The sequence below is a fragment of the Pseudomonas sp. 102515 genome (genome assembly GCF_031085165.1).
Taxonomy (GTDB): Bacteria; Pseudomonadota; Gammaproteobacteria; order Pseudomonadales; family Pseudomonadaceae; genus Chryseomonas.
On sequence record NZ_JAVHTY010000001.1, the window covers coordinates 228,192 to 252,228 of the forward strand.

Here is a 24,037-nt window from a genome sequence, read left to right on the forward strand (position 1 = left end):
CTGTCCTGTCGTCAGCTCAGGTCGTGCAGCGGCTTGACGATCGCCGGCCTGATCTGCAGGTCGGCAAAGCTGACCTGCAAACCCTCGCGCTGCGGCGAGCAGCAATAGGGTCCGACCTGCAGCGCCGCGCCCTCTTCGCTCGCGAACCGACACAGCCGCAATAGCGGCCAGGTCAGGCCATCCAGGGAATACTGGAGACGCAGCACCTCGTCGTGCAGTGTCATGCGCAGCCAGAAGCCACGCAAGGCATCAGGCATGGGGCCGAGGGCCCAGTCGGAATGACCCAGGGTGAGGACGCTGCCCAGATGGGCGATGCCATCGTTGATCTCGAGCCCGGTCTTGCACCACTGCTCGCGGCCCTGCCGCACCATCAGGCCGGCCTGGTCATAGAGCTCCGTAAAGGTTCCGGTGATCCGCACCTGCGCGGTGAAATTCGCTCCGGCCGCATAGCCACGGAAATGCCCGCTATCACGCTCGAAGCCGTACTGGGTCTTCTGCCAGAAGTCGGTCTCGCGATCGGTGCTGATGTGCAGCAGGCCCTCCACGTCGGACCAGCGCTTCGGCTCGTTCAGCCAGTGGGCAGGCAAGGTCTTCGCAAGGGTCATGACAGGTATCCGCGGCGGATGGGCTGCGCACACGATAGATCAAGGAGGCGAGATGCGCCAAAGCCAGACGGTAAATCGTGCTTACAGGGGAGCCGTCCCCCGCCCTCTAGCGATTTTCTCGCCGGCATGAAAAAAGGGAGCCCGGAGGCTCCCTTGTTCAAGTACGTCCGTTGTCCTCTTGTTTTTGTTGTCGGACATCGACGTCATCGATCTTCAGTACGCCCCACCAACGAGGTGGGAAGTGAACAGATTACTTTGGTTGCTCTGGAGCGTTCCAAAATGATCGGTTCGCGAGCCTTGGCCGTCTTGTTCTTGTTGTGGGCGGTTAGCGGCGCATCTTGTTGTTCTTGTGCCAGTAATAAAGCACTCGCCGTGCCAACATTCATAAGTCATTGAAATATCGAGGTTTCACCGATTAGGGCCCGGCATTGGTACACCTGTTGCGGAGGATTTCGTTACCTTTTCACTCGGCAGCGAAGGATCTGGTTACGACATTCACCCGCTCGGTAACGTCATCGGCGCTCAGCGGCTGTAGGTCGAACGCTTGAGCGTCGCCTCGTTGTTACGCTGGGCGGCGGGTCGTTCCGGGTTGTCGGTAGGCAGGTACAGCAGTCGCGTGGCCAGTACCTCGCGGCGCGGCTTGATATCGGGTCGCAGCGCCCCGCGCTGGGTGCGGTCGAAATCGCGCAGGTCGACGACCTGCATACCGTCCTGGGCCGGTACCACGAACACCGGCAGGTTGGCATGGATCATGGCGTCATAGCGACTCTCCTCGCCGAACCAGAGCATCGCCCGGGGATGCGGGGCGATCTTCTTGTGCCGGACCAGGATGTCGTCATCCGCCATGCGATTGAGGGCCTGGTGCTCCTGCCATTCCGGGGTGCGATCCAGGGCGATCCGCTCCCGATCGGCGCGGGCCATGGCGAGGGTCTTGAGTAGCTCGCGTACCTTGGACACCTTGACCCGCTCTCCTCCGGCGGTATGGCCGGCCCAGGTGAAGGTCAGTTGCCGGACCGGATCGGGAAAGCCATGCACCTTGCGGATCAGCTGCTTGGTATTGAAGGCGCCGCCCAGCGCCTTGCGCATGATGCGCGGCCGCGCTTCGGGCGCCAGCTCCAGCTCAAGGCGCGTCTGTTCGATCGCCGCGCTGAAGGCCGCCTTGCAGGTGTTGATGGCCAGGATCTCTTCCATCAGGGGGTCGGCGAGGGCGATATAGCCTGGCAGTCGGCTGACGGTACCTGGCGCCTGGCCGGGTTGCAGGTGGAAGGCCAGCAAGGCATCGCGGGTAAGCTCCACCGCGGCGGTACCCTCGAAGGACTCCGCCGCGATGTGGTCAGGCACCCGCTGTTGCGCCAGCAAAGGTAGCCGCCAGACCCGGGCAGCTATCACCTTGCCGGGCCAGCGCTCGTTGAAGGCTGCGATGCTCCGCTTGAGATCCTCGAACGCGCTCTTGATGTCTTCGTGCATAGCCAACTCCAGCCTGATATCTACCAGATTGTAGCATTTGCGCGAACTTCACCCTCCTCATTGATTACTGAGTAGTGGAGTATCCCAAACTTAAGTTCTCATATAGGGGTGGTATTAGCCTAGACGGACTGCAATTTCTGGGTGAACTGCGGTCGGCCGTCCTGATCTCTCAGGGTGACCTGCAGCTCAGTGGTCTTTCCGTCGATCTCGACTTCGCCAAAGAATTGAAAGCCGCCCAAGGGCGAGGTATTGGCCTGGGGCGGTGCCTTTTGGAACACCACCTCGGGACCGAAGGTGGCATCCAGTGGGTTGGGCCCGAAGCTGCCCGCATTGAGCGGCCCTGCCACGAATTCCCAGAAGGGTTCGAAATCCTGGAACGCCGCCCGGTCCGGGTGATAGTGATGCGCGGCGCAGTAGTGCACGTCCGCGGTGAGCCAGACGGTATTGCGGATCCCCTGCCGCGCGATGAAGCGCAACAGGTCGGCGGTTTCCAGCTCGCGCCCCTTGGGGGCTCCCGGATGGCCATTGGCGATGGCTTCCCAGCGTGCCTGCCCCTGCGCCTCCTTGCCGTCCGGGACCTGCAGCCCGATGGGCCTATCGGCCGCAATGACCTTCCAGGCCGCCGTGGACGCCTGCAGTTCTTTCTTCAGCCAGTCGAGTTGCTCCTGACCGAGGAAGGCGCCCTGAGCGCCCTCCTCGTCCCCCAGGTTGCTGTCATTGCCGGCGCGATAGCTGCGCATGTCCAGCACGAAGACATCCAGCAAGGGGCCGTAGGCGATCCGGCGGTAGATACGCCCTGCCCCGTCGGCCGAGACGCCACGCATGGGCGCGTACTCCAGAAAGGCCTGGCGCGCCCGACCGCTCAGGACACCGATGTCCTTGACCTGGTAGCGATCGTCCAGCGTCTTGCTCGGCGACCAGTTGTTGGTGGTCTCGTGGTCGTCCCACTGCCACACCTGCGGGACTTCGGCATTGAAGCTCTTCAGATGGTCATCCATCAGGTTGTAGCGATAGTTGCCGCGGAATTCGTCCAGGGTTTCCGCCACCTTGCTCTTGGCCTCGGTGGTGATGTTGCGCCAGATGCGGCCTTCTTCCACCGTCAGCTGTGCCGGCACCGGGCCGTCCGCATAGATGGTGTCGCCACTGTGCAGGAAGAAGTCCGGACGCCGCTCGCGCATGGCGTTGTAGATGCGCATGCCGCCGATATCGGGATTGATGCCAAAACCCTGCCCCACGGTGTCGCCGCCCCAGACGAAACGGATATCGCCACGCTGGCTCGGCGCCGAGCGCAGGTGACCGGCGACGGCTTCGCTGAACGCACCGCTGTCCACGTCCTCGAAGCGGACGCGGTAGAAGATGTGCTGATCGGCAGGCAATCCGGCAAGGTCGACACGCGCCGTATAGTCCTGCGCGGTCGTGGTGACGGTACCGGCCACCTTGCGTGGTGAGCGAAAGCTCTGCTGGGTATCCCACTCCACCAGCAACCGGGCCGGCCGGTCCGTGCGACTCCAGATCAGTGCGCGGCCGTCGGTGACATCCCCGGCCTGGATACCGTCGGGTATTCCCGGACGTCCGGCCGGCGCGGCCAAGGTTCTTTGACCCAGAGCCGGTAGCAGGAGCGAAGCGCCCAGGCCTTGCAGGACACGACGACGATCAGGACGAAGAAGGGACATGGCATAGGCCTCTGCTGGAAAACCGCTAGCACTACCCCGACTTGATGACCTGCTCATGACACGAGAGTGTCAGGCAAATCCATGCCGCCATATAGGGGTGGTATTAATAAATGGACACTTTGGCCTGCCCCCCCGAAATGGCATCATGGCGCCCCTGTTACGAACCGCCGTCACGGCCGTCGCGAAGTTGCTTGGAGCCCCCATGTCCGCCAGACCCTTCATCACCGTCACCCCGCCCAACGTCGCGCTGCACGGACGGATCGCCCCGCCCGGTTCCAAGTCCATCACCAATCGGGCGCTGCTCCTGGCCGCGCTGGCCAAGGGCACCAGTCGCCTGACCGGCGCCCTCAAGAGCGATGACACCCGGCACATGTCCGAGGCGCTGCGGCAGATGGGTGTCACCGTCGACGAGCCCGATGCCACCACCTTCGTGGTGACCGGCTCCGGTCGCCTGCAGCAGCCGGCCCAGCCGCTGTTCCTTGGCAACGCCGGCACGGCGGTACGCTTCCTCACCGCCGCGGTGGCCACCGTCGAGGGCGCCGTGACCCTGACCGGCGACGCCTATATGCAAAAGCGCCCCATCGGTCCCCTGCTGGAAACCCTGAGGGCCAATGGCATCCAGGTGGACGCCCCAACCGGATGCCCGCCGGTGACCGTCACCGGCCAGGGCCGACTCACCGCTCGCCGCTTCGAGGTGGATGCCGGTCTCTCCAGCCAGTACGTCTCCGCCCTGCTGATGCTGGCCGCGCTGGGTAGCGAACCGGTGGATGTCGCCCTGCGCGGCAGCGACATCGGTGCCCGTGGTTATGTCGACCTGACCGTCGAGGCGATGCGCGCCTTCGGTGCCCAGGTCGAGCAGCTGGACGCCGCCACCTGGCGAGTCGCCCCGACCGGCTACGTCGCCCGGGACTATTTCATCGAACCGGACGCCTCCGCCGCCACCTATCTGTGGGCGGCCCAGGCCCTGACCGGGGGCGCCCTCGATCTGGGCGTGGCCGACGACGCCTTCACCCAGCCCGATGCCAAGGCCCGCGACCATATCGCCGCCTTCCCCCGGCTGCCGGCCGTCATCGATGGCTCGCAGATGCAGGATGCCATCCCTACCCTCGCCGTCCTGGCGGCCTTCAACGAGACGCCGGTGCGCTTCGTTGGCCTGGCCAACCTGCGGGTCAAGGAATGCGACCGGGTAGCGGCGCTGCACGACGGCCTCAACGCCATTCGCGCCGGCCTTGCCAGCGTGGAGGGTGACGACCTGCTGGTGGCTGCGGACCCGGCCCTGGCCGGTACCCGGACCGACGCCGTGATCGAGACCCACGCCGACCACCGGATCGCCATGTGCTTCGCCCTGGCGGGCCTGAAAGTGGCGGGTATCCGCATTCTGGACCCCGAATGCGTCGGCAAGACCTATCCTGAGTACTGGAACGCCCTGCGCAGTTTGAACGTCCAGCTGAGCGAGGGTATCGAAGCCTAGGAACCGCTAGCCACACGCCCGCTCGCTGAATGGAATCCACGCATGTCGATCTCTCTGCTCGAACAGCAGGCGCTTCTGCAGTTGACCTCCCACGCCCTGGTCATCACCGACCACCACGGGTGCATCGAGCGCTGGAATCGGGGTGCCGAACTACTGTGTGGCTGGCCGGCCAGCGAAGCCCGCGGCCAGCGCCTGACCGACCTGCTGGCAGCCGGTCGGGATGCCCCCTTCCTGACCACCGCCCAACATCAGGCGCTGGTCGATGAACATGGCCAGGGCGCCGGCTGGATCACGGTGCAGGGCGGTACGCCGCGCTGGGTGGAGATCGCTACCACGGCCCTGAAGGACGCCGACGCCCTACTTGGCTTCGCGCACGTGCTGCAGGACCGCACCGAACAGCTGATGGCCGAGGAGCGGGTACGCCTGGCTCAGGACGTCGGTCGCGTGGGGACCTTCGAATTGCTGCCCGGAGAGGCCCGACTGCTGGTGTCCTCGGGCTTCTGTCAGCTGTGGGGACTGCCGCTCAGGCGCAGCTATTCCCTGGACGAACTGGTCCGCCAGCTGCATCCCGACGATGTCGCCAGCCTGCGCACCCTGACCGCGGCGCCGGACGACGACGCCCTCGACTATCTCGAATACCGCATCCGCCGGGTCGACACCGGCGAGGAGCGCTGGCTCGGTCGGCGCGGCCAACTGATGACCAGCCAGGGCGGCGGCCGCTACCTGGGCGTGTGCTACGACATCACCGAGCGCAAGCTCAATGAAGCCGCCATCACCGAGCGCGATCTCTGGCTACAGGAGCTGTATCACGGCATGCGCGAGGGCTTCTACATGGCCCAGGCGATCCGCGGTGCCAGTGGCCGGATGGAGGACTTCCGTTTCCTGGAGGTCAATCCGGTCTTCGCTACGCTCACCGGGATCCCCCTGGATCAGGTCCTGGGCCGGACGCTGCGCGAATCCCTGCCGCAGCTGGAAGCCGACCTGCTGCCCGCCTATATCGACTTCATGAACGGCGATGCCGAATTCACCCAGTTCGACATCCTGCTGCACCTGCAGCACGAACACTGGTACGAGGTGCGCGCCCACAAGCTGCCGGGCGACCGTTTCGCGGTGCTGTTCATCGACATCAGTGGCCACCGGCGCCAGGCCCAGGAGCTGGCCCGTAACGAGGCGCAGCTGCGCGCCATCATCAACTCCATCGACCAGATGGTCTGGGCCACCCGCCCCGATGGCCACCACTTCTATTTCAACGATCGCTGGTACGAATTCACCGGGGTGCCGGAAGGCTCCACGGAGGGCGAAGGCTGGGCCAACGTCTTCCATCCCGACGACCAGGAGCGTACCTGGAAGGTCTGGCACCACAGCCTCAGCACCGGCGAGCCCTACCATATCGAATACCGCTTGCGGCATCGCTCCGGGCGTTACCGCTGGGTGCTCGGTCGGGCGCAACCGGTGCGTGATGCCAAGGGTCGCATCGAGCAGTGGTTCGGCACCTGCACCGACATCCAGAGCATCGTCGACGCCCGGGAAGTGCTCACCCGCTCGCGCCAGGAACTGGAACAGCAGATCGAGCTGCGCACCCGCGAGCGTGACCGGATGTGGCGTATCAGCCACGACCTCATGGTGATCTGCCGCGCCGATGGCGAGGTGAAGACGGTGAACAGCGCCGCCGCCCGCCTGCTGGGACGGCGCGAAACCGACCTGGCGAGCGTCCAGCTCACCGAGCTGATCCATCCGGACGACCAGCGCCAGGTCTTCGATACCCTGCGGCGCCTGGGCCGCCAGCAGGGCTCGGCGAACCTCAGGGCCCGCTTGCGCGGTCGCGATGGCAGCTATCGCATCCTCGACTGGACCGCCAGTGCCGAGGACGATCTGATCTACGCCGTGGGGCGCGATGTCACCGAACAGCAGGAGCTGCAGGAACAACTGCGCCAGGCGCAGAAGATGGAAGCGGTGGGCCAGCTGACCGGGGGCATCGCCCATGACTTCAACAACCTGCTGACCGGCATCATGGGTAGCCTCGACATGCTGCAGCGGCAGCAGAAGGCCGGCCGGCAGGACAAGTTCGACCAGTATCTGCATTCGGCGCTGACCTCGGCCCAGCGCGCGGCCGCCCTCACCCAGCGTCTGCTGGCTTTCTCCCGCCGCCAGGCGCTGGACCTGCAGCCCATCCATGTCAATGACAGTGTGCGCTCCATGGAGGAGCTGTTGCTGCGCAGCCTGCGCGGCGACATCGCCCTGGTCCTCGACTTGGACGAGGATGTCTGGCAGGCACTGACCGATGCCCACCAACTGGAAAGCGCCCTGCTCAACCTGGTCATCAACGCCCGCGATGCCCTGCCCCAAGGTGGCACCATCCGCATCGAGACCCGCAATGTCTACCTGACCGACAGCGGTAACGGCCTGGACGCCGTGAGTGCCGGTGACTATGTGGCGCTGCTGGTGGTGGACGACGGCACCGGGATGCCGCCCGAGGTCATGGCCCGCGCCTTCGACCCCTTCTTCACCACCAAGCCCATCGGCCAGGGCACCGGCCTGGGGCTGTCCATGATCTACGGCTATGCCAAGCAGTCCAAGGGCCATGTCCGACTCGACTCCCTGCCCGGCAAGGGTACGACCGTCGGCCTCTACCTGCCCCGCTACCTGGGCGCCGATGTCGAGCCGCCCCGGCTGGCGTCGCCCACCGTGACGCCCCAGGGCGCCGGCAAGACCGTGCTGGTGGTGGAAGACGAACCCGTGGTCCGGCAGATGGTGGTGGATCTGCTCCGCGAGCTGGGCTACGCGACCCTGCAGGCCGAAGACGCGCGCGGCGCCCTGCCGCTGCTGGAAAGCGGACGTCCCATCGATCTGCTGCTGTCGGACGTCGGCCTGCCGGGCATGAACGGCCGCCAGCTGGCCGAGATCGCGCGGCAGCGTCGGCCCGGCCTCAAGGTACTGTTCGCCACCGGCTATGCCGAGGGGGCGCATCTGGACGGCTATCTCGACCCCGGAATGACCCTGATCACCAAGCCCTTCAACCTCGATGCCCTGGCCGCGCGGGTCGGCGAAACCCTGGCAACCGTCAGCCCTGCCGTTGCTGGCCCGCCAGACGTCGATAATTGAGCGGGCTCTGCCCGGTGCCACGGCGAAAGAAGCGCGCGAAGTAGGCCGGATCGGCGAAGCCGAGGGCATCGGCGATCTCGCCCACCGACGCCTGGGTGTAGCTCAGGGTACGGCGCGCTTCCAGCAGCAGGCGCTGGTGCACGATGGCCAGCGCCGAGGCGCCGGCCAGCTGCCGACAGAGGCCGTTCAGGTGTACCCCTGAAATACCGAGCGCCGTCGCGTAGCGACCCAGGCTCCAGTGCTCGCGATAATGCTGCTCGACCAGCGCCAGGAAACGTCCCAGGTGCTGTTCGGCGCGCCGGGGCAAGGCGGCGCCCTGGTCATGGCGATGCTGCCGCAACAGCCAGATCGCCAGGCTGTCGAGCAGGGCTTCGAGCACTATCTCGCGACCCGGCCTGTGCCCCTCGTACTCGCCGACCAGCTGGCCGATCAACTGATCGATCCAGAGGGCATCCGGCCCGGCCAGGTCCAGGCACTCGGCACCCAGGAACAACCCCTGCCCAGCTCTCTGGCAGCGCTGCTTCAGCCGCTCCACCTGGGGCACCGGCAGGGTGATGACGAAGCCCTCGACCGCCGGATCGAATTCGAAGGCATGGACGCACAGCACCGGCAGCACCACCAGTAGCGGTCCGCGCCTTTCCCCCTGCCAGTCTTCCAGCTGCAGGCGTACCCCACCGGTGCGCACATAGAGCAGTTGCGCGAGATCCGCGTGGCGATGGGTGTCGATATGCCAGGCATGCAGCCGACTGCGACTCTCGATGGTCTCGCAATGCAGCAGATCCGGCGCCGGCCAGGCCTGGGCCTCGCCATACAGCTTGAAGATGGGTGGAAAGGCGTTGGTCATCGTCAGTCCCTGGGCGATAGCCGCACGAATCATCGAAAAGTACCAGAAAGTATCGGAAAGATCGCTGTCGGTATCGGCGAAAACCGTCCAAAAATACCGGAGCCATACAACAAAACGGCGATCACGCCAGACAAGAGGACAGACTCCATGCGCACCCAAGTCGTCATCATCGGCGCGGGCCCTTCCGGGCTGCTGCTGGGCCAACTGCTGAGCCGGTCAGGCATCGACAACGTCATCCTCGAGCGCCAGAGCGCCGGCCACGTACTCAGCCGCATCCGGGCCGGTGTGCTCGAACAGGGCACGGTCGATCTGCTGCGCCAGGCCGGCGTCGCCGAGCGGCTGGAGCAGGAAGGCCAGGTGCACGAGGGCGTCGAGTTCGCCATCCATGGCCAGCGCGAGCGGCTGGACCTGAACGACCTCCTCGGCGGGCGCTGCGTCACCGTCTATGGCCAGACCGAGGTGACCCGCGACCTGATGGCCGCCCGCGAGGCGAGTGGCGCCCCTACCCTCTACCAAGCCAGCGACGTCCAGCCCCACGCGCTCAAGGGCGAGCGCCCCCATGTCACCTGCCAGGTCGCCGGTGAGACCCTGCGCATCGACTGCGACTACATCGCCGGCTGCGACGGCTTCCATGGCGTCTCGCGCCGCAGCATCCCGGACGGTGTGCTCACCGAATACGAACGGGTGTATCCCTTCGGCTGGCTGGGTTTGCTGAGCGATACCCCGCCCGCCGCCGGCGAGCTCATCTACGTCAACCACCCCCGCGGCTTCGCCCTGTGCAGCATGAGATCCGCGACCCGCAGCCGCTATTACCTGCAGGTGGAAGCCGGGGACTCGGTGGAGAACTGGTCGGACGAGCGCTTCTGGGCGGAACTCAAGGCCCGCCTGCCGGCCGAGACGGCGGCCCAGCTGGTGACCGGCCCGTCCCTGGAAAAGAGCATCGCTCCGCTGCGCAGCTATGTGGTCGAGCCCATGCAGTACGGCCGGCTGTTCCTGGTCGGTGATGCCGCCCATATCGTTCCGCCCACCGGCGCCAAGGGGCTGAACCTGGCCCTGGGCGATGTGCGCAATCTGCACCTGCTGCTGGAGCAGGCCTATCGCACCGGGGATGCCGCCTGCCTCGAACGCTATTCGACGCTTTGCCTGAAACGTATCTGGGCGGCGGTGCGCTTTTCCTGGTGGATGACCACCGCCCTGCACCGCTTTCCGGATACCGACGCCTTCACCCAGCGCGTGCAGGACGCCGAGCTCCAGGCGCTGCTCGATTCCAGAGCGGGTCGCACGACCCTCGCGGAAAACTACGTCGGACTGCCCTTCCCCGCACTGGACTGACCGGGGCGGCGACAGGTGGTGACGGCTGCGCGTCTGATGCATGATGGCGCCCCCGTTCCACCTGGCACCCTACCCCATGCTCGAATTCACCCTGGACCCCATGACCCTGACGCTGCTGGCCGGGGTCGCCTTTCTGGCCGGTTACATCGACGCCATCGCCGGCGGCGGTGGTCTGCTCACGGTGCCGGCCCTGCTGATGGCCGGTGTTCCACCCCACCTGGCGATCGGCACCAACAAGCTCAGCTCCACCTTCGGCAGCGCCACCGCCGCCTACACCTTCTATCGACGCAAGCTGTTCCATCCCCATCAGTGGCGGCATGCCCTGGTGGCTACCGCCATCGGTGCGGGGATAGGTGCCCTGGTCGCCCACCATCTCTCGGCGGACTTCCTCAATCAACTGCTACCGGTCGTGGTGTTCAGCTGCGCCCTTTATCTGCTGTTCGGCGGCACGCCCAAGGCGCCGGTGCTCAGCGATGCGCCCGTGCCGCAGCGGCGCCAATGGCCGCAGGGCCTGACGCTGGGTGCCTACGACGGCCTGTTCGGACCGGGCACGGGCGCCTTCTGGACGGTCAGCAGCCTGCTGCTCTACCCGCTCGACCTGCTCAAGGCCAGCGGCGTGGCCCGCACCATGAATTTCGTCAGCAACGGCGTCGCCCTGGTGATGTTCATCGCCCTGGGGCAGGTGCTCTGGGTACTGGGGCTGACCATGGGCCTGTCGCTGACCCTGGGTGCCTATCTGGGCGCGCGCAGCGCCATCGCCGGCGGCGCCAAGTTCATCCGCCCGGTGTTCATCTGCGTCGTGCTGGCGTTGACCGTCAAGCTAATCTGGCAGCACTGGTTCAGTGCCGCCTAGCCGCTCGACGCGATAGTGATCGATCAGAAAGCGCGAGATGGAAAAGGCCGGCGGCAGCGTCGGCAACTCGCGCAGGTGGAACCAGCGGGCGTCTTCGATTTCGTCCGGCTGGCAACGGATGTCGCCAGCCAGGTAATCGACGTGATAGCCGAGCATGAGGGAATGCGGATAAGGCCAGTTCTGGCTGCCCTGGTAGCGCAGGTTGGTCACCGAAACGCCCACCTCTTCCATGATCTCCCGGTGCACGCAGGCCTCTGCCGACTCGCCCGGCTCGACGAAGCCCGCCAGGGTGCTGAACACGCCGGGCGCGAAGCGGGGCGACCGCGCCAGTAGCACCTCATCGCCGCGGGTGACCAGGGCGATCATGCTGGGCGACAGCCGTGGATATTGGGTGAGCTGGCAATTCGGGCACTTGAGGCCGCGCTGGCCATCGAGGGCGAAGGTACGGGTACCGCACTGTCCGCAGAAGCGATGCTGCCGCGCCCAGGTCCCGATCTGATTGGCATAGCCCAGCAACTTGAACAGCGCATGGGGCGATTGCAGCATCAGCGGCCGTAAGGGCTGCCAGACGCAGCCGTCGATGTCCCCAGGCGCATCCAGTTCGAGCAGCGTGACCGGCTGCGCCTGCCACTGCCCCAACCCGTGGCGCTCCCCCTCGAAGCCCTGGACGCGCGGATCTTCCAGGGCGAAGAGCACGTCGGTGCCTGATGTCAGAAACGCCTGGCCGCTGTGGACGACCAGCCAGCCACCGGCAGGTTGGGCGGTCTGAAACCAGCCAGGCTGCCAGACATTCATGCCGCAGCCGAAGTCCAGCCCAGGGCGCGAATGCTTTGCGCCGCGATATCGAGAATCTCCGGTGTGCCGTCCTGGCTCTCGGTGCCACCGCTCTCGACGAAGAACTCGATGCTGCTGAGGGCATCCGCCAGCACTTCGAGGGTCGCCGACTCGCAGGCCTGGCCGCCTTCGATCAGGCAGCGCTGGATGTAACCGGTGCAGGCCCGCACCAGCTCGGCCGCACGGGGATTGCCCAGGAAGAACAACGCGCCGCGGACGGTATCCAGCAGCGCCGGCACGGTGGCCAGGTGCAGGGTATCGCCACGGGAATCGAGGAAGGCGCCAATGGCGCGCTTAGCGTCGGTCAGGCCCTTGTAGGCCTCCCGATGCAGGAGCGCCTGGGCCTCGCCCAGTTGGTAGTTGGCAACACTGACCTGGACACCCTCGGCTTCCAGCGGCACGTCGATCAGCGAGCCCTGCCCTTCGGGCTGGCCCAGCATGCTTTCCACCAGCAACAGCGCATCGGCCAGGGGCGCGAGGTCCTCCAGCACGACCGTCCGGTCGCGGAACTGGGAGATGTTCGGCAGGCACTGCTGCAGCACCTGGCCGGCATTCTCCTGCCCAACCATCTCCAGGGTCTTGCCCAGCAGGCCGACCTGGATATACAGCCGGGAGAAATTATCGGAGCGAGGCACACGATTCTGCTCGGCGCCAGTGCGCAGCTCGGCCTCGATGAGGTCGATCAGGTCCTTGACCGTTTCCACCTCTTCGCGGATCGCCGCGGACAGCGAATGCATCACGGCATGACCGGGACCGGCAAGACGCTTCTTACCGGCTTCAAGCTGGGCATCGGTGAAACCGAGTCGCTCGAAACCGTAGGCGTTCATGACCTCTTGCGGATGGGTGCCTTCGACACCGGCCAGCGCCAACAGGTAGAGCAGCTCCTTGAGGGTGCTGCGGGCCGGCTCGTGCAGCTCGTTACCCAGCATCTGGCGCAATTCGCGATCGACCCGGGCGAACAGTTGCTTGCGTTCACGGGTGGCCGTCAGGCGGCCCTGGGCGAAGCCCTCGACCGTGGCCGCAGCCACCCATGGCAAGTAGCCGCCGACGTGATCGTGCAGCAACACCGCGGAGCGCTCCAGCGCCCTCGCCATGAGCCTGAGGCTGGCCACGCCATTGACGTCGCGCAGGAAACCCAGCAGGCCGACCTGATACATCTGACGCATCCGGCGAGCCTGGGCCTGACGCTCACGCGCGCCAAGACTCGTGGTCTCGCTGATCAGGGGGCGCTGATCGAGGCGGACACTGAAGAAATAGCTTTCCGGGAGTTCGGGTTCGCCACCGGCAAGCCGCAAGGCGTTGATCGCCGGCAGCAGCAGCTCGGGCATCTCGTCCTGACCGCTACGCAGCTGTTCGAGATAGCGGCGCAGCACATGCAGCCCACGACAGATCGCCATCAGGTGCTCGTCGTGTTCGGCACCGGCGCCGGCAGGGATGTCGTTGGCGATCTGCAACGTCTGATGGGCGAGCAACTGGGCGCCGGTCAGCTCGATCAGCGTCAGGGCGCCACGAATCTGGCCGATGCTCTCGACCGCACGCTGCAACAGGCTGCTGCAGTGCCGCTCGACGATGAAGCGTTCAAGATGGGATTCAGCTTCCTCGATAGTCGCGAACAGCTGTTCGCGGACCAAGCTCAAAGCTCTTGCTCCGGTCACCATGGTGCCTTACGCCTCCTGCGCCATTACAACCTCGCCAACGCCGTGTCAATACGGGAAGAAAGGCTTGCTGTTCCAACTGGAGCCTAGGTACCTGCGTCTTCCTGACCGGGCCACCCTAATCACTCCCGGCGGACGGGATTTGACCTCTCGCCACGCCAGGGAACCTTGCTCTGGAACGCTAAACCTGTAAATCCACAAAAGCGAAGCGATAACTCCGAATCGTCATATGAGTTTGCGGAACAAATAAAGTTCCGCTCAATTCGAAATTCGAGGCTTCATGCGGGCTCAAATGACCAGCCTGCAGCATCTTAGTTGAACGATAGCTGAAATTTGTGAGGTCTTTCAGCTTATTCGGACGAACGTGAACGCCCGGCCGCGGGCCGAGCGGGCGTCCGGCAAGAGATGAAGGGCGCTATTCGACTTCGGCGCCGGCCAGCCAGAGGGGAGTCCGGCCGCAGCTCTTTTCGATGGCCGTCATGCGCGCCGCATGGGCGTCGAGATCGCTGCTGGTGGCGCTGATCACTCGCGTCCGCTGGCGATCGGCCGGCAGCCGCCTGATCGGCATGACGTAGTTGCCGTCGCCATTGCCTTCCTGGCCGTGGGCCGCCAGCGACAGGCTGGTCTGGCCACCGGTCATGGCCAGGTAGACGTCCGCGAGGATCTCGGCGTCCAGCAAGGCACCGTGCAGCTCGCGGTTGGAGTTGTCTACGCCATAGCGCTTGCACAGGGCATCCAGGCTGTTGCGCTGGCCGGGATGTCGACCGCGCGCCATGACCAGGGTGTCGAGCACCGAGCAGTGCTGGGTGATGTCGGCGCGCTCGGGATGGGCACCCAGCCGGGCGAACTCCATGTTGATGAAGCCCACGTCGAAGGGCGCGTTGTGGATGACCAGTTCGGCGCCTTCGATGAATTCGAAGAAGCTGTCGGCGATCTCGGCGAAGCGTGGCTTGTCGGCGACGTATTCATCGGTGATGCCGTGGACCGCGATGGCGCCTTCGTCGATCTGCCGATCCGGATTGAGATAGACATGGAAATGCCGCCCGGTCAGCCGCCGGCCGATGACCTCGACCCCACCGATCTCGATGATCCGATGGCCATCGGTCACCGGCATGCCGGTGGTTTCGGTATCCAGAACTACATATCTCATCGCTAACCTCCTGGCTGTTAGGCCTTGACGGCCTGCTTGGCCTGCCGGACTTCGTCGACACCGCGGTTGGCCAACTGGTCGGCCCGTTCGTTCTCGGGGTGGCCGGTGTGGCCGCGCACCCAGCGCCACTCGACCTGGTGGCGTTGAACCTGTTCGTCCAGGGCCTGCCACAACTCGGCATTCTTCACCGGCTGGCGCGCGGCGGTCTGCCAGCCGCGCTTCTTCCAGTTCACCAGCCACTGAGTGATGCCTTTCATGACGTACTCGGAGTCGGTGGTCAGACGGATCTGACAGGGGCGCTTGAGCGCCGCCAGGGCCTGGATGGCCGCCATCAACTCCATTCGATTGTTGGTGGTGTTGGCTTCGCCGCCCCAGAGCTCGCGCTCCGCACCCTTGAATTTCAGCAAGGCGCCCCAGCCACCGGGGCCGGGATTGCCCTTGCAGGCGCCGTCGGTAAAGACCTCGACGATGTCGTCACTCATTGGATTCACTCGATTCGCGGCGGCTGATCTTGGCCACCGGCATGGGCACCAGCTTGCCGCGCGGTTCCTTTCGCGCCTGGGGCACGGGGCGCAGGCCGAACATCAGCTTGCGCGCCGACAGCAGATAGAAGCCCGCGCCCGCTGCCTGTTCGCAGTTGGGTTCGGCCTCACTCTGCTCCATCCAGGCCAGCCGCTGCTGCCACTTGGGGGATGAAAGCGGCGGACGATAACACCCGAAGCGCCGTTTCTCCAGCGCGAAGCCCAGCACCGACAGCCAGTCGCCGACCCGGCTGGGGCCGTAACAACGGGCCTTGCGCAGGGCATCCCGAGCCAGGTAATGGCGCACGCCCCAGAGGCTCCAGGGATTGATGCCCACCACCACCAGGTGCCCGCCCGGGCGCACGCTCAGCGCCGCTTCACGCAGCAATCGATGCGGCGCCAGGGAGAAATCCAGACCGTGCTGTAACAGGACCACGTCGGCCGCATGCTCGCCCAGCGGCCAGGCGCCCTCCTCGCAGACGATGTCCACATCGCCCAGCGGCGGCCCTATGCGCACCGCATGGCGAAGCTGGCCGCAATTGGCCGGTGCCTCGGGGTGCGGACCGTAATGAATCAGGTAACTGCCGAAGTGGCGCTTGAGCTCTTCGTCGATCAGCAGGCGCTCCTGCTCCAGCAACAGCTGGCCCAGCGGTCCGGCCAGCCAGTCCCGCGCCGAGCTCATCAACTTCAGCCAGCGCGGATCGACCTGGGCGGAGAATTCATCGTGCATCGTCTGGTCCTCTCATACTGAAGCCTATGCCCTACCACCCACTGCTACCCTAGCGGACCGCAGTCCGACCCGAGAGCTCATCCATGTTCGACATCCTTCCACTGCCCGCTTTCAACGATAACTACATCTGGCTGATCAAGGACGCCGCGACAAGACAGGCGGCCGTGGTCGATCCGGGCGACGCCACTCCCGTCCTGGCCTGGCTCGACGGGAATCCGGACTGGCGCCTGACCGATATCCTGATCACCCACCATCATAACGACCACACCGGCGGCATCGCCGTGCTCAAGCAGCGCAGCGGCGCCCGGGTGAGTGCGCCGGCCGACGAGCGCATCGCCGCGGTAGACCTGCCGCTGGCGGACGGCCAGCGGCTGGAAGTCCTGGGGACCGCTTTCGCGGTGCTGCACGTGCCCGGCCATACCGCCGGCCACATCGCCTTTTATGTCGCGGGTGAGCGGCCCCTGCTGTTCAGCGGCGATACCCTTTTCTCGGCGGGCTGTGGCCGACTCTTCGAAGGCACGCCCAGCCAAATGCTGGCCTCCCTGCAGCGCCTGGCCAGCCTGCCGGACGCCACCGAAATCTACTGCGGCCACGAATACACCTTGAGCAACCTGCGTTTCGCCCAGGCGGTGGAACCGGAAAATGCCGCGGTCCGGCAGGCCCTGGCCGAGACCCAGCAGTTGCGGGAGGCCCAGCGGCCTACCCTGCCCTCCACCCTGGAACGCGAGCGCCGCATCAACCCCTTTCTGCGCACGGCCGAAAACAGCGTACGCCAACGACTGCAGGAGGAGCGCCAAGTGGCTGCGGATGCGTCGGAGGATACCTATTTCGCGGCCCTGAGAGGCTGGAAGGACACGTTCTGACACCTATTGCCCAGGCCCCGCCAACACGCCGGAACTCGTGGTTTTCGGTCGTCGTACAGGTCACAGCCCAAGGGGTTGTTCCTTGACCCCCCGGGATGCGGTTCCTAGAATCGCCCATCCTTCAGTTCCCGGAAAGCCCAGACCGATGCCGCCAGCGACGCCGAAAATCCGCGAAATAGACGTGCTGGCCACCTCTTTCAAAGTCTCGGCGCTCTGCCTCGCCGTCTTCCTCGCCGGCTGTCAGAGCAATCAGCAGTCCGATAATCGTGCCTATCAGGCCGATCTGCACATGACGCAAAGTAAGATGCAGCGCCCGCCGGAGTGGTTGCGCAAGGCGCCCGCTGCGGCAGCGACCAGCGGCGACATCTGGGACCGGGTGCGGGACGGCTATCAACTGCAGGGCGCCGGCGACAATGGCACCAACCCGCGCATCGATCGTCAGCGTCTCTGGTACGCCAGCCACGAAGCCGCCCTCGCCCAGTCCTGCAGCCGCGGCGCGCCTTACCTGCATTACATCGTCGAGCGCCTGGAAGAGCGCAACATGCCGCTGGAACTGGCCCTGCTGCCGGTCGTGGAAAGCTCCTTCAACCCGAACGCCCTCTCGCGCAGCGCCGCCTCCGGTCTGTGGCAGTTCATTCCCACCACCGGCAAGTATTTCAATCTGCGCCAGACCCGCTTCTATGACGGTCGCCGCGACATCACCGCCTCGACCAATGCTGCCCTGGACTACCTGAGCAAGCTGCACGACATGTTCGGTGGCGACTGGCTGCTGGCCCTGGCCGCCTACAATGCCGGCGAAGGCACGGTCAGTCGCGCCATCGAACGCAACCAGTCGCTGGGCCTGCCGACCGACTACTGGAATCTGTCGTCGCTGCCGCCGGAAACCCAGGACTACGTGCCCAAGCTGCTAGCCGTCTCCCAGATCGTGCGCAACCCGGACGCCTACGGCCTAGCCCTGGAATCCATCCCGGACGAACCCTACTTCGAAGTGGTGGACATCAAGCAGCACCTGGATCTGGCACGGGTGGCCGAACTGGCGGATCTGGATGCCAACGAACTCTATCGCCTGAATCCGGCCTACACCCAACGCGTGACCATGGACGGCCCCAAGCACCTGCTGGTGCCGGCGGAAAAGGCCAAGCGCCTGGTCGCGACCCTGCCCAACATCGCCTCCGACGCTGTGGTGCAGTGGCAGGAATACCGGGTGCGCCGGGGCGATACCCTGCGCAGCGTCGCCAAGCGCAATCACGTCAGCGTCGAGCAACTCGTCGCCCTCAACAAACTCAGCGGCAGCAGCCGCTTGTCCGCCGGCCGGGAGTTGATGATTCCGCGACGCGAGACCGGCAAGACCACGACCCCCCTCGAAACCATCGCCGTGGCCGAAGAGCCCGTGGTGCGGACCTACAAGGTGCGCACCGGCGACAGCCTCTGGTCCATCGCCCGGGCCAACGAGGTGGAGCTGGCCGACCTCAAGCGCTGGAACGATCTCGGCAAGCGTGGTCTCAAGGTCGGCGAGACCCTGAAGCTGCACGGCGCGGGCAGCAGCACCGCCACGGCCGTGGCGATGCCGGCCTCCTATACCAAGACCATCGCGCCGGCGGTGAAGACCGCCAAGACGGCCAAGGCCGCCCCCACCTACTACCGGGTCAAGGCCGGCGATTCCCTCTATCAGATCGCCAAGCGCTACAACATCGGCGTGCAAGCGCTGCAGGACTGGAATCCGCGTATCGCTTCCGCCCTGACCCCCGGCCAGACCTTGACGCTGTTCCTCAACTGAAGCGCGACCGCTCACCGCAGCGGCCAACCAGCGCTTTTGTCCCGGGTATCGACCTGCTACCTTACCGCCCCACCCGTGCCTGACCCCTAGTGGAGCCAGGCCAAGATCTCGCTCTGACCTGCGCAGAGCCCTGCCCAACCCGGACCTTCAGCCCCTGGCTGCTGCCCGGGATTCAACACAGAAGAGGAAAAAACCATGGGATTTCTCGCCGGTAAGCGCGTTCTCATCGTCGGCGTCGCCAGCAAGCTGTCCATCGCCTCCGGCATCGCCGCGGCCATGCACCGCGAAGGCGCCGAGCTGGCCTTCACCTACCAGAACGAGAAGCTCAAGGGTCGCGTCGAAGAATTCGCCGCGGGCTGGGGGTCCAATCCCGAGCTGTGCTTCCCCTGCGACGTCGCCGACGACGCCCAGATCGAAGCCGTGTTCGCCGCGCTGGCGAAGAAGTGGGATGGCCTGGACTGCATCGTCCACTCGGTCGGCTTCGCCCCCGGCGACCAGCTGGACGGCGACTTCACCGCCGTGACCACCCGTGACGGCTTCAAGATCGCCCACGACATCAGCGCCTACAGCTTCGTCGCCCTGGCCAAGGCCGGTCGCGAGATGATGCGCGGCCGCAACGGCAGCCTGCTGACCCTGTCCTACCTGGGTGCCGAACGCACCATGCCGAACTACAACGTCATGGGCATGGCCAAGGCCAGCCTCGAGGCCGGTGTCCGTTACCTGGCCGGCAGCCTCGGCCCGGAAGGCACCCGTGTCAACGCCGTGTCCGCCGGTCCGATCCGGACCCTGGCCGCCTCGGGCATCAAAAGCTTCCGCAAGATGCTGGCCGCCAACGAGCGCCAGACGCCCCTGCGCCGCAACGTGACCATCGACGAAGTGGGCAACGCCGGCGCCTTCCTCTGCTCCGACCTGGCGTCGGGCATCAGCGGTGAGATCCTCTACGTCGACGGTGGCTTCAACACCACCGCCATGGGTCAGCTCAACGACGACGAGTGAGCGTGACCGTCGCCTGAAAGCAGAAGGGCCGGCAATTTGCCGGCCCTTCTGCTTTCAGGTATCGCTGCGCACCTGCGCGTGGCTGATCAGCGCGAAGATCAGACTACCCCCGACTATGTTGCCGACCAGGGTCGGACCGGCGAAGGTCAGCAGGAAGTCTCCCCAGCTCGCCTCCCCGGCGAATACCAGATAAGCCACCTCCACACTGCCCACCACGATGTGGGTGAAGTCGCCCAGCGCCATCAGATAGGTGATGAGCACGATGATCCAGATCCGGGCATTTTCCGCCGCGGGCAGCATCCAGACCATGGTGGCGATCATCCAGCCGGACACTATGCCCTTGGCGAACATGGCCGACGCATCGTTCTCCATGACATGCGTACCGATCTCGAGAAATTTCGCATCGGTCTTGGTGTCGAACAAAGGCAGGTGCAGGACCACGTAGGCGACCAGGACGGTCCCGATGAGATTGCCCACCAGTACCACGCCCCATAGCCGCCCCAGGCGACCGAAGTTGTGCAGCGTAGGCTCGCTCATCACCGGCAGCACCGCCGTCAGGGTGTTTTCGGTGAACAGCTGCTGGCGCGCCAGGATCACGGCTAGGAAGCCGGCCGAATAGCCGAAGCTGGCGATGACCTTGCTGTAGCCACCCTCGGGCAGGTTGGCATTGAGCAAGCCCATCGCCATCAGCGACAGGCCCATGGTCAGGCCGGCGGCCAGTGCCGACCAGAACAGCGCCGCAATCGTCCGCTCGAGTTCGTGATCACCCTGGGTCCGGATGATCTCGTGCAGCACCACGGCGCGTGGCAACTGGTTCTCGTCGACGTCCTCTTCTTCCGCGCGACTCAGTTCAGGGTCGTCCGGACCGGATTCCTGCCGCTGTCGGGACTCTTCGGACTGCTCCGGGTCTCTCTTCATCACACGGCCTGCTCGTCCCAAAGAAGCTCATCGTCGTCGCCAATCTCCGTCACACGATTGAGCGCGGCATCAGCTGCCTCTTCCGCTTCGGAGGCCAGATCGAAATGGCGTTCGGTGGCGACCTTGTGAAAGGTCGGACGGGCATCCTCGCGCCGGGCCTTGACAGCGATGATCGCTTCGAAACCCTGTTCAGCCGGAACGGCGGACGAGATCGCTTCGTGATGATTGAAATGCTTGATAGCCATGGACGCCGTTGTCTCCACACCTGGGCGACCGGACTGGTCGCACCTGATCAATAGACTGTGCCGGCGGAAAAACGATCTGTGGCGACGGAGCGGATCAGGCGCCGAGCAGCTTCTGCACCTGTAGGTGGAGACGCTCGAGGGAGAACGGCTTGGTCAGCAAGGGGACCTTGCCCAGCAATGGCGAACCGGTATCGATGATTTCGGCGGGATAACCGCTGATGAAGAGGACCTTGAGGTCAGGGCGCAGCTTGAGGGCGGGCTCGGCGATCATCACGCCGGAGACGTCGTCGGGGAGACGGAAGTCTGTTATCAGTAGATCCAGGCGTGGCCGACCAGCCAGGATGCGGAAGGCTTCGAGTGACGAGGGCGCCTGCAGGACGGTGTAGCCCAGTTCGGAAAGATAATCCGCCAGAATCATCAAAATCTGCGGCTCATCCTCGACGACCAGGACAACCTTGCTCTGTTCCGCACTCACTATCTAACCCCTGTACCCACACGCTCGGCTCCCTTGGACACCGGGCGCCTGCAAAGTTCCATTCCAGACGCAGATTGAGGGGGCGCCGGATGTGCCAGCGGCCCCCTGGACCTTACTGCTGTTGCTTCTGCCCTTGCTCGTTGATGGTGGTCTTGCCAGCTCCTGTCGCGGCGCCAGCGCCCTCACCGGTCTTCTGACCAGCCGGGGTACCCATGCCAGCGCTATTGGCCTTCGGCGGATTGCCTGCGCTTTCGGTTGCGAAGGCGGCGCCACTGGCGGCGATCAGACCAGCAAACATCAAGGCAGAGATTTTCTTCGCGTTCATGGTAGGACTCCGGGTTGATTGGACACTGTTTAGGCAGGCCAAGCGCCGATTCGTTCTCTACCGGATAACAGCAGCGCTGTAACCTGATACTAAAGATTGCCGTAGGGGCAATCCAGCCGCACGGTAGGGCTCCGGGATACCGTGTTGGAGATCGTAGCCGCTATTCGTCCTGCTATTGCCGCTGGCGGCCTCCGCCCAGGCGCCCTTCCCCAGGCCACGGGCAGGTTACGCCTCAATCCAGCGCGGGTGACGCCGGGACTTGTCAGCACGGCGGCCCTCCGCTGGCCAGTCCGGTCAATCTCCCAAGCCAGACGCCGGGGACAGCCTGGGCGAAGATCGTCCCAACCACGTGAGCGACGTTCTCTTCCAAATCTTGGAAAGCGAGTGGATGGAGGGCCCGATGGGGATGATCGTCGCCGTCGTCGCAGGTCCCCGATTTGGGCCAGATGACGTCCGTCCATTCCCCGTGGCCACTCATAGCCATAACAGCGCCGTGAGTGGCCATCGCTGAGCGGAGTTCGCTCCCGGTCCTGCACCGTGTGGCCGGGAGCACGGCACCAGCCGGCGAAGAATGGCGACGGACCGGGGCCGAGACGGCTGCTTCGGCGTAGCCGTGGGGATCGGGCTTCTTGGGTGCACTATAGGCGTCCACCGTTCCTCTCGGCATGAGAGACACCCTCTGGCGCGAGGACCATCAACCGGATCACGGCGACTAACATGACCGTGCGTACGGCGCTGTCCAGGCGGGGATGACGTAGCGCGGACCTAGGAAAAACAATGATTATCGGGCTTTCTCCACGACCACTCCCCCTCAAGCCCGTGATGACAGACGGCAGCGAACCGCCTATGAACGGTTGCCCTCTACCCACCAAAGCCCTTTGCTCAAGCCTCACAGTAACCGCAGTGGATAGTCGACGATCACCCGCAGCTGATCGACCGAACCGCCGGTGGAAAGCGAGCCCCGGTGCCAGGCCTGGCGCACCCTGATGGACAGTCCCTTGGCCGAGCCGGATTGCACGACATAGCGCCCTTCCAGATTCAGCTCCCTCTCCCGGTCGCCGGTGCCGTACAGTCCGCGATAGGCACTGGTGGCGGGCAGGTTGCTGCCGTCGATGTCGCTGCCCCCGATGTAGCGGGTCATGAGGCTGAGCCCGGGCACCCCGAGGGTCTTGAAGTTGAGGTCGTAACGCGCTTGCCAGGAGCGCTCGCCGGGTGCGTTGAAGTCGGAGAACATCGAGGCATTGCCGAGAAACAGACCGCCACCGGTGCGCCCGTTGTCGCCCATGCCGATGTAGTCGAATGGCGTATCGCCATCGATCCGCTGCCAGCCCAGGGTAAAGGTCTGAGGACCGAGACTGTAGGCGGCGGCGAGGCTGTAGGCCGTGTTGTCGATGGGACCGGCGTTGGCGGCACCGGTATCGAGGGTCCGGTAAAGGTTGGCATCGAAGGTCAGCGACTGGCTCGCCGACAATGGCTGCACCAGGTTGAAGTTGCCGTAGTATTGATTCCAGATGTCGTCGAGCTTGGCCGCGTAGAGCGACAGGCTGACACCCTTGGCCAGGGCGTATTTCCCCCCGGCGAAGTCGACGTGATCCGCGCGGCGCCGGGCATAACCGGCCCAGAGATCGCCATCCCGGTTGGTGCTGACCTGATCGGTACCCGAGGTGAAATGTCCGGCTTCCAGCGTCAAGCCGGAGATGTCCGTACTGAGGATGCTCCAGCCGGTGGCACTCTGGGGCAGCAGGCGGCTGGTGCTGATGGCGAAGACCGGTGCCGTGGGCAGTTGCTGACCGTAGCGCACCACCGTCTGTCCCAAACGCAGCTTGGCCGCCGCGCCGGCGCGGGAATACTCGTCCGCCGGTTGGTTGCCGGCATGGACGGGTAGATTGCCGGTTCCCCGGAGCCCGGGACCGCCATCGAACTTCAGGCCCAGGTAGCCGAACGCGTCGACGCCCAACCCGACCGTGCCCTGGGTGAAGCCGGACTGGTAGTCGAGTAGAAAGCCCTGGGTCCAATCCTTCTGATCGGCACGGCCGTTGCGGCGATCGCTGCCGAAATAATAGTTGCGCAGGGTCAGGGTGAGCTTGCTGTCGTCCACGAAGCCGTCGGCCCTGGCCTCCTCGCCCGTCAGCAGCCCCATACAGCTGCCCAATACGCCCAGTGCCAGCGGCGCGGCCAGGCGTCTGCCGTGCAACCAGCGA

General features: G+C 65.2%; 21 protein-coding genes. 7 read left to right on the plus strand and 14 right to left on the minus strand.

Going from position 1 to position 24,037, the window contains the following annotated elements:
- Positions 1-11: 11 nt before the first annotated feature.
- From RCF34_RS01040 to RCF34_RS01050, 3 genes are all read right to left on the minus strand, one after another.
- Positions 12-605 (minus strand): DUF1349 domain-containing protein, encoded by a 594-nt coding sequence (locus RCF34_RS01040; protein ID WP_308706491.1) that lies wholly within the window; start codon positions 603-605, stop codon positions 12-14.
- 522 nt (positions 606-1,127) lie between these two features.
- Positions 1,128-2,072 (minus strand): DNA replication terminus site-binding protein, encoded by a 945-nt coding sequence (locus RCF34_RS01045; RefSeq protein WP_308706492.1) that lies wholly within the window; start codon positions 2,070-2,072, stop codon positions 1,128-1,130.
- A 119-nt stretch (positions 2,073-2,191) separates the two neighbouring features.
- Positions 2,192-3,745, minus strand: a complete 1,554-nt coding sequence (locus tag RCF34_RS01050) for an alkaline phosphatase D family protein (RefSeq protein ID WP_308706493.1) — start codon at positions 3,743-3,745, stop codon at positions 2,192-2,194.
- A gap of 202 nt (positions 3,746-3,947) precedes the next feature.
- On the opposite strand from RCF34_RS01050, the gene aroA reads away from it, so the two are divergent.
- Together aroA and RCF34_RS01060 are read left to right on the plus strand one after the other, a co-directional pair.
- Entirely contained in the window at positions 3,948-5,216 is a 1,269-nt protein-coding gene (aroA, locus tag RCF34_RS01055) for a 3-phosphoshikimate 1-carboxyvinyltransferase (RefSeq protein WP_308706494.1), read from the plus strand.
- A gap of 42 nt (positions 5,217-5,258) precedes the next feature.
- Positions 5,259-8,318: a PAS domain S-box protein gene (locus RCF34_RS01060; protein WP_308706495.1), complete on the plus strand. Its 3,060-nt coding sequence runs from the start codon at positions 5,259-5,261 to the stop codon at positions 8,316-8,318.
- Here the strand turns inward: RCF34_RS01060 and RCF34_RS01065 are convergent.
- On the minus strand, positions 8,278-9,195 hold the full coding sequence (locus tag RCF34_RS01065) for a helix-turn-helix domain-containing protein (RefSeq protein ID WP_308706496.1): 918 nt from the start codon (positions 9,193-9,195) through the stop codon (positions 8,278-8,280). The two genes, RCF34_RS01060 and RCF34_RS01065, sit on opposite strands and share 41 nt — an antisense overlap.
- A 114-nt stretch (positions 9,196-9,309) precedes the next feature.
- Between RCF34_RS01065 and pobA the strand changes: the two genes are divergently transcribed.
- Positions 9,310-10,494 carry a 4-hydroxybenzoate 3-monooxygenase gene (gene pobA / locus RCF34_RS01070; protein WP_308706497.1) on the plus strand — a complete coding sequence of 395 codons (1,185 nt, stop codon included), beginning with the start codon at positions 9,310-9,312 and terminating at the stop codon, positions 10,492-10,494.
- A 76-nt stretch (positions 10,495-10,570) separates the two neighbouring features.
- Entirely contained in the window at positions 10,571-11,347 is a 777-nt protein-coding gene (locus RCF34_RS01075; protein WP_308707500.1) for a TSUP family transporter, read from the plus strand.
- On the opposite strand, the gene nudC is transcribed toward RCF34_RS01075, so the two are convergent.
- From nudC to RCF34_RS01100, 5 genes are all read right to left on the minus strand, one after another.
- Positions 11,315-12,142, minus strand: coding sequence for an NAD(+) diphosphatase (nudC, locus tag RCF34_RS01080; protein ID WP_308706498.1), 828 nt, complete (start codon positions 12,140-12,142; stop codon positions 11,315-11,317). The genes RCF34_RS01075 and nudC overlap by 33 nt on opposite strands.
- The gene (locus RCF34_RS01085; RefSeq protein WP_374941130.1) at positions 12,139-13,818 is read right to left on the minus strand and encodes a ferrous iron transporter B; all 1,680 of its coding nucleotides are present in this window, start codon (positions 13,816-13,818) and stop codon (positions 12,139-12,141) included. The genes nudC and RCF34_RS01085 overlap by 4 nt, the downstream gene beginning before the upstream one ends.
- A 433-nt stretch (positions 13,819-14,251) precedes the next feature.
- Positions 14,252-14,986 carry a DNA polymerase III subunit epsilon gene (dnaQ, locus tag RCF34_RS01090; protein WP_308706500.1) on the minus strand — a complete coding sequence of 245 codons (735 nt, stop codon included), beginning with the start codon at positions 14,984-14,986 and terminating at the stop codon, positions 14,252-14,254.
- A 17-nt stretch (positions 14,987-15,003) separates the two neighbouring features.
- Positions 15,004-15,468, minus strand: a complete 465-nt coding sequence (gene rnhA / locus RCF34_RS01095) for a ribonuclease HI (protein ID WP_308706501.1) — start codon at positions 15,466-15,468, stop codon at positions 15,004-15,006.
- Complete coding sequence (locus tag RCF34_RS01100; protein WP_308706502.1) at positions 15,461-16,237, minus strand: methyltransferase domain-containing protein; 777 nt, start codon at positions 16,235-16,237, stop codon at positions 15,461-15,463. The genes rnhA and RCF34_RS01100 overlap by 8 nt, the downstream gene beginning before the upstream one ends.
- 83 nt (positions 16,238-16,320) lie before the next feature.
- Here RCF34_RS01100 and gloB point away from each other — a divergent pair, with 83 nt between their 5' ends.
- The 3 genes from gloB (at position 16,321) to fabI (ending at position 19,873) form a co-directional block, all read left to right on the plus strand.
- Positions 16,321-17,100, plus strand: a complete 780-nt coding sequence (gene gloB, locus RCF34_RS01105; protein ID WP_308706503.1) for a hydroxyacylglutathione hydrolase — start codon at positions 16,321-16,323, stop codon at positions 17,098-17,100.
- A 145-nt stretch (positions 17,101-17,245) separates the two neighbouring features.
- Complete coding sequence (locus RCF34_RS01110) at positions 17,246-18,877, plus strand: LysM peptidoglycan-binding domain-containing protein (RefSeq protein WP_308706504.1); 1,632 nt, start codon at positions 17,246-17,248, stop codon at positions 18,875-18,877.
- A gap of 195 nt (positions 18,878-19,072) precedes the next feature.
- A complete protein-coding gene (gene fabI / locus RCF34_RS01115; RefSeq protein ID WP_042134086.1) occupies positions 19,073-19,873 on the plus strand; it encodes an enoyl-ACP reductase FabI in 801 nt (266 codons plus the stop codon).
- A 54-nt stretch (positions 19,874-19,927) separates the two neighbouring features.
- On the opposite strand, the gene RCF34_RS01120 is transcribed toward fabI, so the two are convergent.
- From RCF34_RS01120 to RCF34_RS01140, 5 genes are all read right to left on the minus strand, one after another.
- The gene (locus RCF34_RS01120; protein WP_308706505.1) at positions 19,928-20,791 is read right to left on the minus strand and encodes a formate/nitrite transporter family protein; all 864 of its coding nucleotides are present in this window, start codon (positions 20,789-20,791) and stop codon (positions 19,928-19,930) included.
- Positions 20,791-21,036 (minus strand): hypothetical protein, encoded by a 246-nt coding sequence (locus tag RCF34_RS01125; RefSeq protein WP_308706506.1) that lies wholly within the window; start codon positions 21,034-21,036, stop codon positions 20,791-20,793. The genes RCF34_RS01120 and RCF34_RS01125 overlap by 1 nt, the downstream gene beginning before the upstream one ends.
- A 94-nt stretch (positions 21,037-21,130) precedes the next feature.
- Positions 21,131-21,511, minus strand: coding sequence for a response regulator (locus tag RCF34_RS01130; RefSeq protein WP_007161706.1), 381 nt, complete (start codon positions 21,509-21,511; stop codon positions 21,131-21,133).
- A 112-nt stretch (positions 21,512-21,623) separates the two neighbouring features.
- Positions 21,624-21,836, minus strand: a complete 213-nt coding sequence (locus RCF34_RS01135) for a hypothetical protein (RefSeq protein WP_308706507.1) — start codon at positions 21,834-21,836, stop codon at positions 21,624-21,626.
- 889 nt (positions 21,837-22,725) lie between these two features.
- Positions 22,726-24,030 carry an OprD family porin gene (locus RCF34_RS01140; RefSeq protein WP_374941153.1) on the minus strand — a complete coding sequence of 435 codons (1,305 nt, stop codon included), beginning with the start codon at positions 24,028-24,030 and terminating at the stop codon, positions 22,726-22,728.
- Positions 24,031-24,037 lie beyond the last annotated feature (7 nt).

Bases quoted from the DNA above. Each gene is read 5' to 3' on its own strand.
- RCF34_RS01040 (WP_308706491.1), bottom strand. From the start codon at position 605: ATGACCCTTGCGAAGACCTTGCCTGCCCACTGGCTGAACGAGCCGAAG.
- RCF34_RS01045 (WP_308706492.1), bottom strand. From the start codon at position 2,072: ATGCACGAAGACATCAAGAGCGCGTTCGAGGATCTCAAGCGGAGCATC.
- RCF34_RS01050 (WP_308706493.1), bottom strand. From the start codon at position 3,745: ATGTCCCTTCTTCGTCCTGATCGTCGTCGTGTCCTGCAAGGCCTGGGC.
- aroA (WP_308706494.1), top strand. From the start codon at position 3,948: ATGTCCGCCAGACCCTTCATCACCGTCACCCCGCCCAACGTCGCGCTG.
- RCF34_RS01060 (WP_308706495.1), top strand. From the start codon at position 5,259: ATGTCGATCTCTCTGCTCGAACAGCAGGCGCTTCTGCAGTTGACCTCC.
- RCF34_RS01065 (WP_308706496.1), bottom strand. From the start codon at position 9,195: ATGATTCGTGCGGCTATCGCCCAGGGACTGACGATGACCAACGCCTTT.
- pobA (WP_308706497.1), top strand. From the start codon at position 9,310: ATGCGCACCCAAGTCGTCATCATCGGCGCGGGCCCTTCCGGGCTGCTG.
- RCF34_RS01075 (WP_308707500.1), top strand. From the start codon at position 10,571: ATGCTCGAATTCACCCTGGACCCCATGACCCTGACGCTGCTGGCCGGG.
- nudC (WP_308706498.1), bottom strand. From the start codon at position 12,142: ATGAATGTCTGGCAGCCTGGCTGGTTTCAGACCGCCCAACCTGCCGGT.
- dnaQ (WP_308706500.1), bottom strand. From the start codon at position 14,986: ATGAGATATGTAGTTCTGGATACCGAAACCACCGGCATGCCGGTGACC.
- rnhA (WP_308706501.1), bottom strand. From the start codon at position 15,468: ATGAGTGACGACATCGTCGAGGTCTTTACCGACGGCGCCTGCAAGGGC.
- RCF34_RS01100 (WP_308706502.1), bottom strand. From the start codon at position 16,237: ATGCACGATGAATTCTCCGCCCAGGTCGATCCGCGCTGGCTGAAGTTG.
- gloB (WP_308706503.1), top strand. From the start codon at position 16,321: ATGTTCGACATCCTTCCACTGCCCGCTTTCAACGATAACTACATCTGG.
- RCF34_RS01110 (WP_308706504.1), top strand. From the start codon at position 17,246: ATGCCGCCAGCGACGCCGAAAATCCGCGAAATAGACGTGCTGGCCACC.
- fabI (WP_042134086.1), top strand. From the start codon at position 19,073: ATGGGATTTCTCGCCGGTAAGCGCGTTCTCATCGTCGGCGTCGCCAGC.
- RCF34_RS01120 (WP_308706505.1), bottom strand. From the start codon at position 20,791: ATGAAGAGAGACCCGGAGCAGTCCGAAGAGTCCCGACAGCGGCAGGAA.
- RCF34_RS01125 (WP_308706506.1), bottom strand. From the start codon at position 21,036: ATGGCTATCAAGCATTTCAATCATCACGAAGCGATCTCGTCCGCCGTT.
- RCF34_RS01135 (WP_308706507.1), bottom strand. From the start codon at position 21,836: ATGAACGCGAAGAAAATCTCTGCCTTGATGTTTGCTGGTCTGATCGCC.